Origin of the sequence: Gracilibacillus massiliensis (assembly GCF_001458115.1) — a bacterium.
In the GTDB taxonomy this organism is placed as follows: Bacteria; Bacillota; Bacilli; order Bacillales; family Amphibacillaceae; genus Gracilibacillus; species Gracilibacillus massiliensis.
In genome coordinates, this window is record NZ_CZRP01000012.1 from 587,053 (window position 1) to 605,048 (window position 17,996).

The window sequence follows — 17,996 nt, forward strand, 5'->3', positions numbered from 1 at the left end:
ACTATTTCCTTTTCAATTTATCATTAGATTAATTATTGTTTTCAATATAAGCTGGCTTATTGTCTAATTGTAATAATTCAAAAAATATGAGCATTTGCAATCGTTGCAGAGTCCCACTAAGCGTAGGCGGCCACTTCCACTCCTGTGGGATCGTTTTCCCTGAAGATCCACTTTTCCATGCGGTTTTTGCTTGGAAAAGTTAGCTGAAGGGAAAACCCCACGGAAAGGGAAGTGGGCAAGCCGTAGCGGTTTCTATGCACATATATCATTTCAAAATGGATAACTAAGTTATGTCGTATAATCCTACTTTTGTTCATTAATTATTTTTTAGTAATTAATTAGGTCTAAATAGTTTTAACGTTTTTTAATAGGGGACGGTTAAAATGCTACTACTCGGTACATACTGTTTAAAGGTGATGAATATGTATCAATTTCTGATTGTATGGGCATGCTGGTTGTTATGGTGTATTACTACTTTTTTTCTGTCAAATAAAAAAATAAGATTTGTATATTCGATGGGATTACTTTTATGTTTGAATTTACTTCCATATCAAGTCATTATAATCGATCTACCAATGAATGTTTGCTTTCTTTTTTTATTAGTTTATACAAGTTGTGGATTAATTTATCAAAAACTTCGCATTAAAAAATATTTATTTATACTTTTTATAAGCTACATGTATGCGATTTATTTCCTATGGCGTTTGACAAGCCCAGTATTAAATGATTTTGCTTTTATATTAATTGCTGTAGTATGTGTCTTTTTATTAACTCAATTCACTTCAAAAGAAATATATAAGCAGATTATTATTCTCACTACAGGATTAACGTTTGGACAACTCCTGTTTGGATTAATCTGTCTTAACTATTATCTTCAATATACCATTAGTTATCATTATTACTTTATTATACTATTTTCTGTTCTTCTATTAATTGCGATCCAACATAGTTGGGAATATATAATCGAAAAAATGGAGAGTATTATAAAAGTTATCGAATTTAAAAAGAGGTGGAATTCGTGAATGAGTATACTTATCCCATTCTATTTGGTGTCACAATAGGAACCATTGCCAGGATGATTATGTTAAAAACCGATTATAGACAATACCCCACGTATTTACATGGCAAGATTATACACCTTGCTCTCGGTTTTATTGCTGCTGGTTTAGGATCTGTTGCAGTACCAGCAATTATGGAGAAAGAATTCACTGCGGTTACTTTTTTAACGATAGCCGCGTCGCAATTTAGAGAAGTACGAAATATGGAACGTAACACATTATCAGAAATGGATAGTTACGAACTAGTACCCAGAGGGAATACATATATAGAAGGTATCGCTGTAGCATTTGAAAGTCGTAATTATTTGGTGATTTTCACTTCACTTTTAACGACGATGGCTTATTTAGTATGGAATATTTATTTAGCTATATTAGTAACTGTTATTTGTATTTACTTACTTAGAAAATATATGAGTGGCTCAACACTCGGTGATATCGTTAGCGTTGAAGAAGCAAAGATATCTTTTGATGGGGCAGGTCTTTATGTAGATAATATATATATTATGAATATTGGTTTACCTATTAGACAAAAAGAGATTATGAAACATGGAATGGGGTTTATTTTAACTCCACAGAATTTTGATGTTCGATCTACTATTGCAAACCTAGGACAACGACAAGCTATTCTTCATGATATATCTGTTTCTTTAGGAGTAATCCGTGATTCAGGAACACCAGCTTTAGTTCCATTAATCAAGCGAGATTTAGACGATGGCCGAATTGGGGTTTTTATCTTGCCTCAAGACAAAGATGTTAAAAAAGCTATAAAAGTAATTCGTTCAGTTCCTGTTCTTGAAAATGCAATTCGTATGCCCTCTGAATCAAAAGCTCAAAATAAGTGATTAAAAGAGGTGATAACTATGGTACTTGAAAAAGCCATATTAGCTACAATAACAACAAATCGGAATAAGGTGTCTGCCGGTGCTTCGATATTTATTTGTGATGATAAAGAAGAAATGGAAAAAGTAGCTGCAAATCTTGAAGCTATATTAGATGGTATTAGTCATGCCTTAAGTGAGGAATTATATATCATAGTGAAGCATTAAGTCTTTACAATAATTATATTATGTTAAATAGAACAAATTAACTTGTTTTCATTAGCTTAGTTATGGTAATTTAGTAAAGTGAAACTATTACGAACAAATTTGAATTCAATACATTTTAGGAAGGATGTGCCTTCATGAGAAGTTCTGTAGTTGCAATAGTTGGAAGGCCAAATGTAGGAAAATCTACGATATTTAACCGATTAGTTGGTGAAAGGATATCGATTGTAGAAGATATACCAGGAGTAACCCGAGATAGAATCTATGCAGAAGCAGAATGGTTAAATACTAATTTTCGCCTAATTGATACCGGAGGGATTGAAATTGGCGATGAGCCTTTATTAATACAAATGAGAGAACAAGCTGAGGTTGCCATTCGTGAAGCTGATGTTATTATTTTTCTTGTGAATGGTAGAGAAGGAATTACTGCTGCTGATGAAGAAGTTGCGAAAATTTTATACAAATCAAATAAACCTATTGTGTTAGCCGTAAACAAAGTTGATAATCCAGAGATGAGAGAGCAAATATATGAATTTTATGCACTAGGTTTTGGAGAACCGCATCCGATATCAGGTACACATGGCTTAGGATTAGGTGATTTACTAGATAGTGTCGTAAACTTATTCCCGGAAAGAGATAATGAACCAGTTGATGAAGATGTAATTCATTTCAGTTTAATCGGAAGACCTAATGTAGGAAAGTCTTCTTTAGTAAACGCACTATTAAATGAAGAGCGGGTAATTGTTAGTGATATTGCGGGAACTACGAGAGATGCAATTGATACTAATTTTATTAAAGAAGATAGGGAATTTGTAATAATTGATACTGCTGGTATGAGAAAAAGAGGTAAAATCTATGAATCTACCGAAAAATACAGTATTCTTAGAGCTTTAAAAGCGATTGAACGTTCCGATGTCGTTTTAACGTTGATAGATGCTGATACAGGTATTATTGAACAAGATAAAAAAATAGCTGGTTATGCACATGAAGCTGGTAAAGCGGTAATCATCGTTGTAAATAAATGGGATACAATTGCTCAACACGATCAAGCTATAAAAGAATTTGAGGAAAAAGTAAGAGCACATTTCCTGTTTTTAGATTATGCTCCGATTATTTATCTATCAGCAAAAACGAAGAAAAGAATCCATACGCTTTTGCCTAAAGTAATTGAGGCTAGTGAAAACCACACAAAACGTGTTGAAACAAATATCTTAAATGATGTGATCATGGATGCGCTAGCGATTAACCCAGCTCCTACTAAGCATGGAAAAAAACTTAAGGTTTTATATGCAACACAAGTAGCTGTGAAACCACCTACATTTGTTGTTTTTGTTAATGATCCAGAATTAATGCACTTTTCATATGAACGCTTTCTTGAAAATCAGATTCGTGATGCATTCGGTTTTGAAGGAACTCCTATAAAAATATATGCACGTAGAAGAAGTTAGAGGTGAAATAAATGAAAAAAGTAGCTGTATTAGGTGCAGGAAGTTGGGGAACTGCGCTTGCGATGGTACTGTGTGATAATCAACAAGATGTCCGGTTATGGACCCATAATTCCAAGCAAAAAATAAAAATGGAAAAAGACAGAAAGAATCTAAAATATTTACCTAATATAGATCTGCCAGATTCATTACGATTGTTTGATGATTTATCCAAAGCAATTGAGGATGTAGAAGCAATTGTTTTGGTGGTACCAACGAAAGCAATACGCGAAACATGCCAGAAGTTAAACAAAGTACTTAAACAACAAGTTCCGATTATTCATGGAAGTAAAGGAATTGAGCCAGATAGCCACTTTCGGATATCTGAAATGATTAAAGAAGAAATGTTGCCTGAATTAGTTGACGATGTTGTAGCTCTATCTGGACCAAGTCATGCAGAAGAAGTAAGTGTCAAACACCCTACCACGTTAACAGCAGCCTCTAATAGCCAAGCCAATGCCGTTTTTACGCAAGATATATTTATGAATGATTATTTTCGCGTGTATACAAGTACAGATATTATTGGAGTCGAGTTAGGTGGAGCGTTAAAAAATATTATTGCATTAGGTGCAGGTATTTCTGACGGTTTAGGATATGGCGATAATGCCAAGGCTGCATTAATTACCCGAGGACTAGCAGAAATTACCCGTTTAGCTACAATGAAAGGTGCTAATCCTTTAACATTTATTGGTCTGTCAGGAGTAGGAGACCTGATCGTAACATGTACAAGTGTTCATAGCAGAAATTGGCGAGCAGGTAATATGTTAGGTAAAGGGATGCCATTAAACGAGGTATTAGATCAAATGGGTATGGTTGTAGAAGGAATTCGAACAACAGAAGCAGTTAATCAGATGTCCCGTCAGGAAAAGGTAGAAATGCCAATTACGGCAGGGATATATGATGTAATTTTTGAAAAAAAGACTCCAAAAGAAGTGGTGGATCATTTGATGACGCGTAATCGTACAAATGAAGTGGATGATATCTCTTCTTTGTTAATCGATAGGTTTTCGGATTAACTGTTTAACTCCTCCATGCATACTATAAACATGACTATAGTAGTTAGGAGGAGTTATTTTGAGTGATTTTAAACAAAACATGTTTGATCAAATTCAAAAAAAATCTAATGTTCAACCAGACGATATTTTCAAAGTAGCACAGTCTGTTCAAAATGCTGATTTTTCAGATGAAAAAACGGTGAGACAACTGGTTAAACAATTAGCAAGACTTTCCGGTAAATCCGTTTCGAAGCAAAAAGAAGATAAAATTGTGAAAGCAATTACCAACAATAACATGCCGAAAGATATGAATACTTTAAGCAAATTATTTAAAAATTGACTTTATAGGCACATGAGGATGCAAGGTAATATTGCTTCGCATACAATAAATCGCACAAGCATTCACTTTCAGGGTGATTACGGGTACATTATTTAGTCATAACCGAAGTAGATTTTGCCCCTTCTACTTCGGTCTTTTAGGTATTGAAACGTACTTTAAGCGTTACTACAATTTTATGTTATAATGAAGGAATTAAGAATGCACTAGAAAGGATTGAATACAGTTGTCTGATGCATTAATGAAAATGTGGATATCATTTGGTGGTATGGGTGCGCTGATTTTAGCCATGGTCCTAATACTGCTAAGTAGATACAAATTAAAAGGAATTATTTCAGGAATAGTCGCCTTTGTCGCTTACATATGTTTGGTGGTTGGTGGTCTCATCATTTTCTTAGTCGTGATAAGTGGACCGTCGGCCTAATTAGAAGGAGCTAAGAATTCTTATGTTACATAAAAAAATGATTATAATACTTAGTATTTTTATTTTGACAGGTTGTATGTATCCTTCCGAAAATCTAAGTAAAAATCAAATTTCAAATGATTCACAGTTACAAATGGTTCAACAAGCGATTGAACAATACAGAGAACAAAATAATGGGTTATTACCGATTTACACAAAAGAAAATGAAACACCACTCTATCAAAAATATGTGATTGATTTTAGCATGTTGAAACGACAAGGACTTTTACAAACCGCTCCGGGTACTGCCTTTGAAAATGGCGGTAGTTATCAATATGTTTTAGTGGATGTAGAAGAAAATCCAACTGTTAAGGTAATTGATTTACATGTAGCTGATCAAGTACGAACGATTCAGCAACGGTTAACTATTTATCGAGATGAACACACCTATCCGCCATTCGGTGACAAAGTGGAAGGCAGTGTGTATGAATTGGATTATGAAGAACTTAATCTAGAAGAACCACCACATGTACAAAGTCCATATTCAGGTGAAAATCTACCTGTCTATATTACTACAAATGGCGAATTATTGATTGATTATCGCATTGATCTTTATCAGAAATTACAAGAAACCGATCATAATTATAATAATGGTGAGGACATAAGACCTATTTTGATAGAAGAACATCCAGTAGTACCAGCATACAGTATACCATTTACTGTAAAAAACAACGAACCAATTTTTGCACCAGAAATCGAAGAAAGCTGGTAACCTATAAAAATGAAAGAAACTCGTTTTTACATAAAGCGAGTTTCTTTTTTAATGTTAAAAAACTAAACTGCGAAATAAGAGATGTGATAATTTTGAAATGATTTATCTTTTAGTTATCCGCTCCGGCTGCCCACTTCCCTTTCCGTGGGTTTTTCCCTTCAGCTAACTTTTTCAAGCAAAGATCGCTCGAAAAAGTGGATCTTCAGGTAAAAAATTCCCACAGGAGTGAAAGAAGGCCACTGAAAAACATATTATGGAAATTATTTTTCCCACTTTAACCCCCGAAACACTATTGAAAATGCATATAATTCCCCACTTTCATATGATATTTAGTATGAATTTTGGGATTGTATTTTTATTGATTAAAAAGGAAGGGGGTTTTTCAGTGGCCTCGAGTGAAAGTGGGCGGCCTACGCTATAAATAGATTCTACAACGGTTGCGACAGTTATCATTCTGAGCTTTCTATATGAATTTATTTGAGATACTGAGTTAATTAAAGTCGTTATTTCAATTCTCGTATTCATTGTAGAACTTCAGCTAGCGCAGGCGTCCACTTCGACTCCTGGGGGATTAGCATGATCTGAAGATCCACTTTGAAAAGTGTTTTTCTTTTCAAAGTTAGCTGAAGAGCATGCCCCCGGAAAGCGAAGTGGGCAAGCCGGAGCGACTGTTTCGCACATACTTTCATTCAAAATTAACCCTCTTTTTATTGCGCTGTTTGTGTCAAATGAGCTTTATGCAGTCACTATTTGGTCTGATGTAATCAATTTTTTTCAATAATTAAAATGGTATATAAACTTCCTTCCTGACATATGGATGAGGTAGAGCTTTATTATTCGTTTTTGTTTGGCAAAGTATGAAAGTTTATTTAATGTGCGAATATTTAGCATAATTTAATAGGACAACATCATAGAATAGAATTGTCAAAGATTCGTAGAATGATGAGGTCGAATAGATCGGGAGGGGATCACTTGGAAAGGGTAGATATCTTTAAAGATATTTCAAAACGGACGAATGGTGATATTTATTTAGGTGTTGTTGGTGCGGTAAGAACTGGGAAGTCCACTTTCATAAAAAAATTCATGGAGAAAACGGTTTTACCAAACATAACGAATGAAAGTGATCGTTTAAGAGCACAAGATGAACTACCACAAAGTGCAGCAGGTAAAACAATCATGACAACAGAACCAAAATTTATTCCTAATCAGGCTGTCTCTTTAACAGTAGAAGAAGGTTTAGACGTAAATGTAAGATTAGTGGATTGTGTAGGTTATACCGTTAAAGGCGCACAAGGATTTGAAGATGAAAATGGTCCGCGTATGATTCATACTCCATGGTATGAGGAACCTATACCGTTTCATGATGCAGCCGAAATTGGAACAAGAAAAGTGATACAAGAACACTCTACCATGGGTATTGTTGTAACTACTGATGGAAGTATTGGTGAAATTCCAAGAGGAGATTATGTAGATGCAGAAGCAAGAATAGTCGATGAACTAAAAGAAGTTGGTAAACCATTTATTATGATTATTAATTCGGTTCGGCCATACAATCAAGACACTGAATTGTTACGTCAAGATCTAACGGATAAGTATGATATTCCTGTTTTATCAATGAGTGTAGAAAGTATGACTGAACATGATGTTAATAATGTTTTAAGAGAAGTACTTTATGAATTTCCAGTGTTAGAAGTGAATGTAAACCTACCAAGTTGGGTTTTAGTTTTAGATGAACAACATTGGTTAAGACAAAATTACCAAATTGCGATAGAAGAGACAGTAAAGGATATCAAAAGACTAAGAGATGTAGATCATGTCATCGGACAATTTGATCAGTTTGATTATATCCAACAAGCCTCGCTGGCAGGAATTGAAATGGGTGAGGGTGTTGCAGATATTGATTTACACGCACCAGATGAGTTGTATGATCAAGTACTAAAAGAAATTGTAGGGGAAGAAATACGAGGAAAAGATCACCTTTTACAATTAATGCAAGAATTTACGAATGCGAAGAAAGAATATGATCAGATAGAAGATGCTTTAAAAATGGTCAAACAAACTGGATACGGGGTAGCTGCACCAGCATTAACGGATATGATGTTAGAAGAACCAGAAATCATAAGACAGGGCCCAAGATTTGGAGTTCGATTAAAAGCAGTTGCTCCGTCCATCCATATGATTAAAGTAGATGTAGAATCTGAGTTTGCACCAATCATAGGTACAGAGAAGCAGAGTGAGGAATTAGTACGATATTTAATGCAAGATTTTGAAGATGATCCTTTGTCAATTTGGCAATCGGATATTTTTGGAAGATCATTAAGTTCTATTGTTAGAGAAGGCATACAAGCTAAACTGTCTTTAATGCCTGAGAACGCTAGATTTAAATTGAAGGAAACGTTGGAACGGATAATTAATGAAGGATCTGGTGGTTTAATTGCTATAATTTTATAAGAATTTTCTAAAAGCGTTGATGCCAAAGCATTGCGCTTTTTTTGTTGAATAAAATATTTATAATTGGTAATAATAGGTAACAATTCAATACTAAGATCCTAACCGGCCAAAGTATTATTAAATCAACGTTTGAAAACACTTGCATAGCTAAATGACATATGATAACATTCTTGATAACTTGGTAATTACTTAACAGAAAAAATATTTTTTTCTGTAGAAACATGAATAATTGTTGAATTATCTTTAATTCTCAGTTATTATAAGCCTTGTCATCCTTTGACAGATGGCAATTAGCTATATATGTTTCATTGTTATGGAATATATAGCTTATATTGGGAGGAGGTGAATATCATGAACAAGACAGATCTAATTAATGCAGTTGCAGAGAAAAGTGAACTTTCTAAAAAAGATGCAACCAAAACTGTTGATGCAGTTTTTGAATCTATCATGGATTCACTTAAAGATGGCGAAAAAGTACAATTAATTGGTTTTGGTAATTTTGAGGTACGCGAACGTGCTGCACGTAAAGGGCGTAATCCACAAACTGGGGATGAAATCGAAATTCCAGCTAGCAAAGTGCCTGCTTTCAAACCAGGTAAAGCCCTTAAGGATATCGTAAAATAATATGGTATTACATATGGGCAAAAAAGGGTGCAAATTGCACCCTTTTTTCATATCATCTATTCTGAATACCCCTCTGAATGTTTCCTACCAATCAAAACTTTATCTGTCCCGTAAGATGTAAACTTATGCTATACTATGTTAATATAGAATAGGATTTTGAAGAATTGTGGTGAGACTAATGAAATATATAGAAATAATAAACTATTATGAAAAGCTAATAACAAAATCCATTAAGCAGGGTTATCTTCAAAAACATTTAAAGCAGCCAAATATCGAAATACATAAAATTATTGCGCTTAATGAGTTAATAAAATCTGATAAAAAACAAGAAAATTTTGTACTAACTACCATGCTGGTTCAAATTGCATTAAATACGCATGACCAAATAGCCATTCATTTTGATGAAAGGCAGAGTGAGAAAGAACAACAACTTACTGTTTTAGCAGGAGACTATTATTCTGGGATTTATTATCATGTATTAGCCTCTACTAATGATATAGCATTTGTACGATTATTAGCAGATGGAATTAATGAAGTTACTCAGAACAAAATGCATGTGTATTATAAAAAATACGAGAATATTGATGTTTTTCTTAACGATTATGAACAAATAGAAGCTAAATTAGTTACCAAAGTAGCAGATTTTGTGAATGAAAAGGATGCTGTTCCGTATATCACTAAATGGTTAATGTATAAGAAACTTCAATTCGAATTAGCACAAATGTACAAGGGACATAACACATTTTTTCAACAGTTGTTAATAGAAACTGTACTTGATATAAACGACAAAAAACAGTTAGAAAATGCAATTATTTATTGCCTAGAAAAAATAGATCAAGATTTATCAGTTATGAATAAGCATAATTGGGCAAATATTCTAGAAAAAGATATAGATCTTTATCACATTTCACTTTCACAGAGAGATGGGAATATGATGTTGGAAGAAGGATTATCAAAATGACGAAGCAAACAAAAGAAGAAAAGGTTCATCAAGTTTTCGAAAAAATTTATAGTAATTATGATTATATGAATTCTATTATTTCATTTCAAAGACATAAAAAATGGCGTAATGATGTAATGAAAAAAATGAACGTAAAGTCAGGTGCAAAAGCTTTAGATGTTTGTTGTGGTACTGGGGACTGGTCTTTCTCTTTGTCAGCTGCTGCTGGGGTAGACGGAGAAGTAATAGGATTAGATTTCAGTCAAAATATGTTGTCAGTTGCTGAAGAACGCAAGGAAAATCATGAAATAGATAATTTGCAATTCGTCCATGGTAATGCAATGGAATTGCCATTTGAAGATAACTATTTTGACTATGTAACAATTGGCTTTGGTTTACGGAATGTCCCTGATTATCTGCAAACTTTAAAAGAGATGCATCGGGTTGTAAAGCCAGGTGGCATGGTTGTTTGTTTAGAAACATCACAACCAAAAGGAGTGCTGTTTCGCAAGTTATATTATTTCTATTTTAAAAATATCATGCCAATGTTTGGCAGGTTATTCGCGAAAAGCTATCAAGAATATGTATGGTTACATGAGTCAGCAAAGGATTTTCCTGGAAAAGAACAATTAAAAAAACTATTTGAAGATGCGGGTTTGATTAATGTGCAATATAAAAGCTATACAGGTGGAGTAGCTGCCATGCATCTAGGTGAAAAACAAGTGTAGAAATAAAGGTGACGATAAATGAAGCTTGCAAAAACGTATGCATTTCTAAAAAAAGACTTATCACTAATAGAGGACGCATTAGAAGAATCGGTTTACGCGGATCAGCCAACATTGCATGAGGCCTCTATTCAATTATTAAAAGCTGGAGGCAAACGATTAAGACCGGTATTCGTCTTACTTGCTTCTAAGTTTGGGGACTATAATCTGAAAAAAATTAAAAACGTCGCCAGCTCTTTAGAATTAATCCATATGGCTTCACTTGTACATGATGACGTGATTGACGATTCTGATTTAAGACGTGGAAAGCCGACAGTTAAAGCAAAATGGGATAACCAAGTTGCTATGTTAACAGGGGATTACATATTTGCAAAAGCTCTACAGCAATTTACTGAAATTGAACAGCCAAGAGCACACCAAATACTTTCAAGAACTATGGTCGAACTAACTATCGGTGAAATCGAACAAATCAAAGATAAATATAAGTTAGATCAAAACTTTCGTAACTATTTGAGAAGAATAAAACGAAAGACTGCTTTGTTAATATCTTCAAGTTGTCAATTAGGAGCAATTGTTTCTGAAACAGATCACGTAACGGAAAAGGCTCTATTTAGATATGGCTATTACATGGGCATGTCCTATCAAATAATTGATGATATTTTAGATTTTACTGCTTCAGAAAAAGAATTAGGTAAACCAGCGGGAAGTGATTTAATAAATGGGAATATAACATTACCAGTGCTATTTGCATTAGAAAACCCTGCGATTCGCGAAGAATTAACAAACTTGTTTTCAGATGGGCAAGTAAATAGTGACACAATTAAGCCTGTTCTGTCGAAAATTATCACATCAGAGGCGATTGAAAGAGCAAAAAAAATAAGTGATTTATACTTACAGAAAGCTTATGAAGCACTATATTTATTACCAAATAACCAAGCAAAAGAAGCATTAGAAAATATTGCCAATTATATTGGCAATCGAAAAATATAAAGAGGTGAATAAAATGGAAAAAACATACGTAATGATTAAGCCAGACGCAGTTCAACGCAATTTAATTGGAAAAATAATTGCTAAGTTTGAACAAAAAGGATATAAACTCGTTGCAGCAAAACTTATGACTATTTCTGAATCTCTTGCTAAGAAACACTATGCAGAACATGACGGAAAACCTTTTTTCAAAGACCTCGTTTCTTTTATAACATCAGGGCCTGTTTTTGCTATGGTCTGGGAAGGTGAAAATGTGATTGAAGTATCTCGAAAAATGATGGGAAAAACCAACCCTCAAAAGGCTGAAGTTGGTACTATCAGAGGAGATTACGGAATAGTTACTCATCGCAATATTATCCATGGCTCCGATTCAGTTGAAAGTGCAGAACGTGAAATCAATTTATTTTTCACACAAGATGAATTACAGAGCTATAGCAAAAATATCGACAATTGGTTATCATAATTTGATAATCATTTATCTTGAGGGAGAAGAGACATGTCAGATTACCAAGCTTTCATCGGCCACATACATAAAAAAACCGGCTTAGATTTATCTCTGTATAAAGAGGTTCAAATGAAACGGCGTCTTACATCTCTACGTAATAAACGTGGATACGGTACGTTTCAAGATTATTTTTCAGCGATTAATTCTGATCAACAATTATTACAAGAATTTCTCGATAAAGTAACCATAAATGTATCTGAATTTTATCGCAATCCGACAAGGTGGAAAGTACTTGAAGATAAAATTTTACCTTCATTCCAAAAAGAAAAGCGAAAGATAAAGATTTGGAGTGCAGCATGTTCAACTGGAGAAGAACCTTATACACTTGCTATCATTGCCAATCAATTATGGGATTTAAAAGACATTGAGATAATAGCAACAGATATTGATCCTAATGTATTAGCAAGAGCTAGACAAGGAATTTATAATGCCCGAGCACTTCAAGAAGTTCCACCAGCAATTAAAAAGAAGTACTTTCATCAAGAAGGCGAAACCTTTAAAGTGGATGAGAAATTAAGAAATGCTATTACTTTTAAACATCATAACTTATTAGCAGATTCATATCCTAACAATGTGGACCTAATAGTTTGTCGAAACGTATTAATTTATTTTACGGAAGATGCAAAAAATCAAATCTATCATAACTTCAATAAATCTTTAGCTAATAATGGTGTCTTCTTTGTCGGGAGTACCGAACAAATCTTTAGTCCCGAGAAATATGGTTTTAAAGTTTTGGATACATTTTTTTATGGAAAGATATAAAATCAGCAAATTTCTACACACATTTTTTGTGAGCTGTGTTATAGTAATACAAAAAATCAAATAAGGGGGATTACAATGCGTTATTTAACAGCAGGTGAGTCGCATGGGAAGCAACAAACTACTATCATAGAAGGTCTTCCAGCGAAAATGCCAATTACTCAAGACGATATTAATGATTCACTCTTACGTCGTCAAAAAGGACACGGTAGAGGTAAAAGAATGCAAATCGAAAAGGATTTAGTAGATATAGTTGGTGGGATACGTCATGGATACACGTTAGGTTCACCAATAGCACTTGTAGTACATAATGATGATTTTAAACACTGGATTGATGTTATGGGGGAAGATCCGGTAGCTGAAGACCAAAAGATTAGAAGAGTAGTAACTCGACCACGTCCAGGGCACGCTGATTTAAACGGTGCTTTAAAATATGGACATCGTGATATGCGTAATATTCTAGAACGTTCTTCTGCACGTGAAACAACAGCTAGAGTCGCAGCAGGAGCTGTAGCAAAAACTTTATTAAAAAATCTTGATATAAAAATTGTAGGATACGTTAAAGAAATTGCAGGCATTAAAGCAGAAGAAATTACGGAATTATCTATCGACGAAAAAATTCGTATTTCAGAGGAGTCGCCTGTACGTAGTCTGGATGAAGTAGCAGGAAAGAAAATGATGGACGCTATCGATCATGCTAAAAAGGACGGAGACTCGATTGGTGGAGTTTGCGAAGTTGCCATTGAAGGTCTTCCAGCAGGACTTGGATCGTATGTACACTATGATCGCAAATTAGATGGTCGTATTGCTGGAGCTGTACAAAGTATTAATGCTTTCAAAGGAGTAGAATTTGGTATTGGTTTTGAAGCGGCCCGCAAGAATGGTAGTCAAGTACATGATGAGATCCTTTGGTCCGAAGAAAAAGGTTATTATCGTCGCACCAATCGACTTGGTGGTTTCGAAGGTGGTATGACTACAGGAATGCCTGTGATTGTTAAAGGGGTAATGAAACCTATTCCAACACTTTACAAGCCATTGCAAAGTGTTGATATTGAATCGAAAGAACCTTTCAATGCCAGTATCGAACGATCTGATTCATGTGCGGTTCCAGCAGCAGCTGTTGTAATGGAGCATGTTGTAGCCTTTGAAGTAGCCAAAGCTATTTTAGAACAATTTCCTCATGATCAATTTCCAAAACTGAAAGAAGCAATTGATCAATATCGAGAGGAAATTAGGTGCTTCTAAATGCATAAGCAAACTATTACGACAAGTACGAATCAATATGATGTTATCGTCGGAAACGGCATTATCGATAAGATAGGTGAATTTTTACCAAAAGAATATCACAATATTTTAATTATTACAGATAGCGTTGTAAATGATCTATATTCGGACATGGTAAAAAAGAATTTACCAAGCTCTGCTAATATATCTGTAACTGTAGTACCAGCTGGTGAATCATCTAAAAGTATCGATCAATATTATCATTTATTAACAGCTGCAATTGAAAATCAGCTTGATCGACAATCACTCATTGTTGCTCTAGGTGGTGGAATGATTGGTGACTTAGCAGGTTTTGTTGCTGCAACATATATGCGAGGCATCGACTTTATTCAAATACCTACTACAATCTTGGCTCATGATAGTAGTGTTGGTGGAAAAGTAGCGATTAATCATCCTGAAGGGAAGAATTTAATTGGTAACTTCTATCCTCCAGTAGCTGTAATTTATGATACAGATACATTGATTTCGTTACCAGATAAAGAAAAACGATCAGGTTATGCTGAGGTCGTAAAACATGGTTTTATAAGTGACCCGGACTTTTTGGAAGATGTGCTAAAAACAGATATTACTTCAACGCTTCAAGCAGAAAAACTTACCGACCACTTACAAAAAGGTATCGCTGTGAAAGCGGAAGTAGTAGAAAAAGATGAGAAGGAATCAAATATTCGGAAATTTCTGAATTTTGGACATACTCTGGGTCATGCTATTGAATCCGAACTGGGATACGGAAAAATCACACATGGGGAAGCGGTAGCTATCGGTATGTTGTTTGCCATTCAAGTCAGTGAATCAACATATGATATTGAATTGCCCTATCAACCATTAAAAAATTGGTTATCAGCAAATCATTATCCATTAAATTTACCTGTTTTATCTGTTGAAAGATTAGTCAATCGAATGAAAAAAGATAAAAAATCAGAAAATGCCACGGTTCAAATGGTATTGTTAGAAGATATTGGAAATCCGGTAACAGAAAATATCGATGATCAAGCTTTAACCAATCTTTTGGAAAACTTTTTGAGAGAGTTGGGTTCATAATGATAAGAGGAATACGAGGAGCAACTACCGTCAATAACAACGAAGCAGAAGAAATCATTGAACAAACAAAAATAATGATCGAACAAATGGCTGAGAAAAACAATGTCGAACCAGACTCCATTGCCTCGGTTATGATTTCTGTTACTGCAGATCTAAATGCAACATTTCCTGCTAAAGCATTACGCTTGATAGATGGATGGAAATACGTACCTGTAATGTGTATGCCAGAAATTAATGTTCCAAATAGTTTACCACTTTGTATTCGTGTGATGATGACAGTAAATACTGAAAAGTCACAAAAAGATATTGAACACATTTACTTGAATGAAGCAATTAAATTAAGACCAGATTTAGTAGAAGAATAGTCGAGGGGGTAATCCAATTGAAAGCAAAGCAAGTATTTCAGGATATGTCGCCATACACACCTGGTAAACAAATAGAAGAAGTAAAAAAAGAGTATGGTTTATCTAAAATTGTTAAACTAGCATCTAACGAAAACCCATTTGGTTATTCAAACAAAGTAAAAGAAGAAATACCGAAAATGATTGATCACCTAGAGATTTATCCTGATGGTTATGCTTCAGCTCTGAGACAAACACTTGCAGAGAAATTAAATGTTGGTGAGAAACAATTAATTTTTGGATGTGGTTCAGACGAAGTAGTAGATATTATATGCCGTACCTATTTAGAAAAAGGCACAAATACGATAATGGCTACCCCTACGTTCCCACAGTACAAGCATAATGCTTTAATACAGGGTGCAGAAATTGTGGAAGTTCCATTGGTAAACGGTTATCATGATTTACCTAAAATGCTTGATGAAGTAAACGAACAAACAAAAGTAGTATGGCTATGTTCACCTAACAATCCAACAGGTTCTTTAATTAATAAAGAGGATTTAGTTTCTTTTTTAGAAAAGTGTCCTGCAAATGTGATGGTTGTTTTGGATGAAGCTTATTATGAATATATTGAAGCGAGTAATGATCCCAATAGTATTAATTTATTAGGGGAATATACTAATTTAGTGATTTTACGAACCTTTTCAAAGGCATATGGATTAGCTAATTTACGAGTTGGTTATGGTGTCGCATCAGAAGAAATAGCTACTTACCTTAACATTACACGAGGACCATTTAATACGACCTCAATTTCACAGTTATCTGCATTGACTGCTTTGGAAGACGAAAGCTTTTTACAAAACACCTATCAAGAAAACCTAGTGAATAAAAAGGCGTTTATGGCTGCTTGTGATAATATGGGATTACATTATTATGATTCAGAAGCAAACTTTTTGTTTGTCCAATTACCTACTACAGGTGACGAACTGTTCGAATACTTATTATCAAAAGGATTTATTGTTCGATCAGGTGAAGCTTTAGGGCATCCAAAAGGTGTTCGGATTACGATTGGTTCTAAAGAACAAATGAATGAGTTGCAAAGTTATATGAAAGAATTTTTAGCATCACATAAAGGAGAATAAATCGTGAAACAAACGGTTTTAATAGCGGGTCTCGGACTAATTGGAGGCTCGCTTGCTTTGAGTATAAGAGAAACAGAAGATATCCATCTGATTGGATTCGATTCAAATTATAGCAGTTTAGAATATGCCAAGATGAATAAGATTGTTGACGATGTATATAGTGATTTCAGCGAAGCGATTGTACAAGCTGATATTTGTATATTAGCTGCTCCTGTATCTGTTACAGTGGAATTAATTCATCAACTGAATCATCTATCATTCACTAATCCACTTATCATTACCGATGTAGGTTCAGTCAAAGGACCGATTATGGAAGCAGCGAATCACATTAAATCAGAAAATATCGCATTTATTGGTGGACATCCGATGGCAGGTTCTCATAAAAAAGGAATCCAAGCAGCCAAAAAAAACTTGTTTGAAAATGCGATATATGTATTATCACCTACTACAAGTAGTGAGGAAGAAGATTTAGAGAAGTTACAAGCATTATTAACCCCGACAAAATCTAAATTTCTCATCTTAGAACCTGATGAGCACGACGAAATGACAAGTGTGATATCGCACTTTCCACATTTAATTGCCTCATCACTCGTTCACCAAGCACGCAAGTGGCAAACGACACATCCTTACATACCTAAATTGGCTGCTGGTGGATTTCGGGATATTACGAGAATCGCATCAAGTAACCCGTTAATGTGGCGAGATATTTTCTTTCAAAACCGGTCTAAGATGAGTCGTTTACTTACGGATTGGATTGAAGAAATGATGCACCTGAAAACATTAATTGATACAGGTGAAAAATCGCAAATTCAAGAGTATTTGGAACAAGCAAGAGAGTATCGAGACGGACTTGATAGCAGAAAACAAGGTGCGATCCCATCATATTATGATATTTATGTCGATATCTTTGACCAGCAAGGTGCGATCTTAAAAGTAATTGAATTATTAGCAAACCATGATATTAGCATTAAAAATATCGAAATCCTGGAAATAAGAGAAGGAATCACAGGTGTCTTACGATTAAGTTTCCAGAACAAGAATGATCAGGAACTAAGCCAAGCTATCTTAACGAAAAATCATTATGACACAGTGATTGAAGAATAGGAGAGGG

General features: G+C 34.4%; 20 protein-coding genes. All 20 read left to right on the top strand.

The features are described 5' to 3' along the window. Positions 1-383 precede the first annotated feature (383 nt). The 20 genes from BN3107_RS10455 to BN3107_RS10550 all read left to right on the top strand — a co-directional run bounded on the left by BN3107_RS10455 (position 384) and on the right by BN3107_RS10550 (position 17,989). The gene (locus BN3107_RS10455) at positions 384-1,022 is read left to right on the top strand and encodes a YphA family membrane protein (RefSeq protein ID WP_058307568.1); all 639 of its coding nucleotides are present in this window, start codon (positions 384-386) and stop codon (positions 1,020-1,022) included. Continuing rightward, positions 1,019-1,900 carry a YIEGIA family protein gene (locus tag BN3107_RS10460; RefSeq protein WP_058307569.1) on the top strand — a complete coding sequence of 294 codons (882 nt, stop codon included), beginning with the start codon at positions 1,019-1,021 and terminating at the stop codon, positions 1,898-1,900. The genes BN3107_RS10455 and BN3107_RS10460 overlap by 4 nt, the downstream gene beginning before the upstream one ends. Before the next feature lie 18 nt (positions 1,901-1,918). Beyond that, on the top strand, positions 1,919-2,104 hold the full coding sequence (locus BN3107_RS10465) for a capping complex subunit for YIEGIA (protein WP_058307570.1): 186 nt from the start codon (positions 1,919-1,921) through the stop codon (positions 2,102-2,104). A gap of 134 nt (positions 2,105-2,238) precedes the next feature. Further along, positions 2,239-3,549 (top strand): ribosome biogenesis GTPase Der, encoded by a 1,311-nt coding sequence (der, locus tag BN3107_RS10470; RefSeq protein WP_058307571.1) that lies wholly within the window; start codon positions 2,239-2,241, stop codon positions 3,547-3,549. A gap of 11 nt (positions 3,550-3,560) precedes the next feature. Next, positions 3,561-4,601 carry an NAD(P)H-dependent glycerol-3-phosphate dehydrogenase gene (locus BN3107_RS10475; protein ID WP_058307572.1) on the top strand — a complete coding sequence of 347 codons (1,041 nt, stop codon included), beginning with the start codon at positions 3,561-3,563 and terminating at the stop codon, positions 4,599-4,601. Between the two features lie 58 nt (positions 4,602-4,659). Continuing rightward, positions 4,660-4,920, top strand: a complete 261-nt coding sequence (locus BN3107_RS10480; protein WP_058307573.1) for a stage VI sporulation protein F — start codon at positions 4,660-4,662, stop codon at positions 4,918-4,920. Between the two features lie 244 nt (positions 4,921-5,164). After that, the gene (locus tag BN3107_RS10485) at positions 5,165-5,341 is read left to right on the top strand and encodes a DUF2768 domain-containing protein (RefSeq protein ID WP_316245031.1); all 177 of its coding nucleotides are present in this window, start codon (positions 5,165-5,167) and stop codon (positions 5,339-5,341) included. A gap of 22 nt (positions 5,342-5,363) precedes the next feature. Further along, entirely contained in the window at positions 5,364-6,092 is a 729-nt protein-coding gene (locus tag BN3107_RS10490) for a hypothetical protein (protein WP_058307575.1), read from the top strand. A 972-nt stretch (positions 6,093-7,064) separates the two neighbouring features. After that, positions 7,065-8,543 (top strand): stage IV sporulation protein A, encoded by a 1,479-nt coding sequence (spoIVA, locus tag BN3107_RS10495; RefSeq protein ID WP_058307576.1) that lies wholly within the window; start codon positions 7,065-7,067, stop codon positions 8,541-8,543. 351 nt (positions 8,544-8,894) lie between these two features. Beyond that, positions 8,895-9,167 (top strand): HU family DNA-binding protein, encoded by a 273-nt coding sequence (locus tag BN3107_RS10500; RefSeq protein ID WP_058307577.1) that lies wholly within the window; start codon positions 8,895-8,897, stop codon positions 9,165-9,167. Between the two features lie 166 nt (positions 9,168-9,333). Continuing rightward, positions 9,334-10,128 carry a heptaprenyl diphosphate synthase component 1 gene (locus BN3107_RS10505; RefSeq protein ID WP_148434707.1) on the top strand — a complete coding sequence of 265 codons (795 nt, stop codon included), beginning with the start codon at positions 9,334-9,336 and terminating at the stop codon, positions 10,126-10,128. Further along, complete coding sequence (locus BN3107_RS10510; protein WP_058307579.1) at positions 10,125-10,835, top strand: demethylmenaquinone methyltransferase; 711 nt, start codon at positions 10,125-10,127, stop codon at positions 10,833-10,835. Before BN3107_RS10505 ends, BN3107_RS10510 begins: the two co-directional genes overlap by 4 nt. An 18-nt stretch (positions 10,836-10,853) precedes the next feature. After that, positions 10,854-11,822, top strand: a complete 969-nt coding sequence (hepT, locus tag BN3107_RS10515; protein ID WP_058307580.1) for a heptaprenyl diphosphate synthase component II — start codon at positions 10,854-10,856, stop codon at positions 11,820-11,822. A 13-nt stretch (positions 11,823-11,835) separates the two neighbouring features. Further along, a complete protein-coding gene (gene ndk, locus BN3107_RS10520) occupies positions 11,836-12,282 on the top strand; it encodes a nucleoside-diphosphate kinase (protein WP_058307581.1) in 447 nt (148 codons plus the stop codon). A 33-nt stretch (positions 12,283-12,315) separates the two neighbouring features. Then, entirely contained in the window at positions 12,316-13,086 is a 771-nt protein-coding gene (locus BN3107_RS10525; RefSeq protein WP_058307582.1) for a CheR family methyltransferase, read from the top strand. Between the two features lie 75 nt (positions 13,087-13,161). Continuing rightward, complete coding sequence (aroC, locus tag BN3107_RS10530; protein WP_058307583.1) at positions 13,162-14,328, top strand: chorismate synthase; 1,167 nt, start codon at positions 13,162-13,164, stop codon at positions 14,326-14,328. Beyond that, positions 14,329-15,405: a 3-dehydroquinate synthase gene (aroB, locus tag BN3107_RS10535; protein WP_058307584.1), complete on the top strand. Its 1,077-nt coding sequence runs from the start codon at positions 14,329-14,331 to the stop codon at positions 15,403-15,405. Continuing rightward, on the top strand, positions 15,405-15,770 hold the full coding sequence (gene aroH / locus BN3107_RS10540) for a chorismate mutase (RefSeq protein ID WP_058307585.1): 366 nt from the start codon (positions 15,405-15,407) through the stop codon (positions 15,768-15,770). Before aroB ends, aroH begins: the two co-directional genes overlap by 1 nt. A gap of 17 nt (positions 15,771-15,787) precedes the next feature. Continuing rightward, positions 15,788-16,885 (top strand): histidinol-phosphate transaminase, encoded by a 1,098-nt coding sequence (hisC, locus tag BN3107_RS10545; protein WP_058307586.1) that lies wholly within the window; start codon positions 15,788-15,790, stop codon positions 16,883-16,885. A 3-nt stretch (positions 16,886-16,888) separates the two neighbouring features. Further along, on the top strand, positions 16,889-17,989 hold the full coding sequence (locus BN3107_RS10550) for a prephenate dehydrogenase (RefSeq protein WP_187371020.1): 1,101 nt from the start codon (positions 16,889-16,891) through the stop codon (positions 17,987-17,989). Positions 17,990-17,996: the final 7 nt, after the last annotated feature.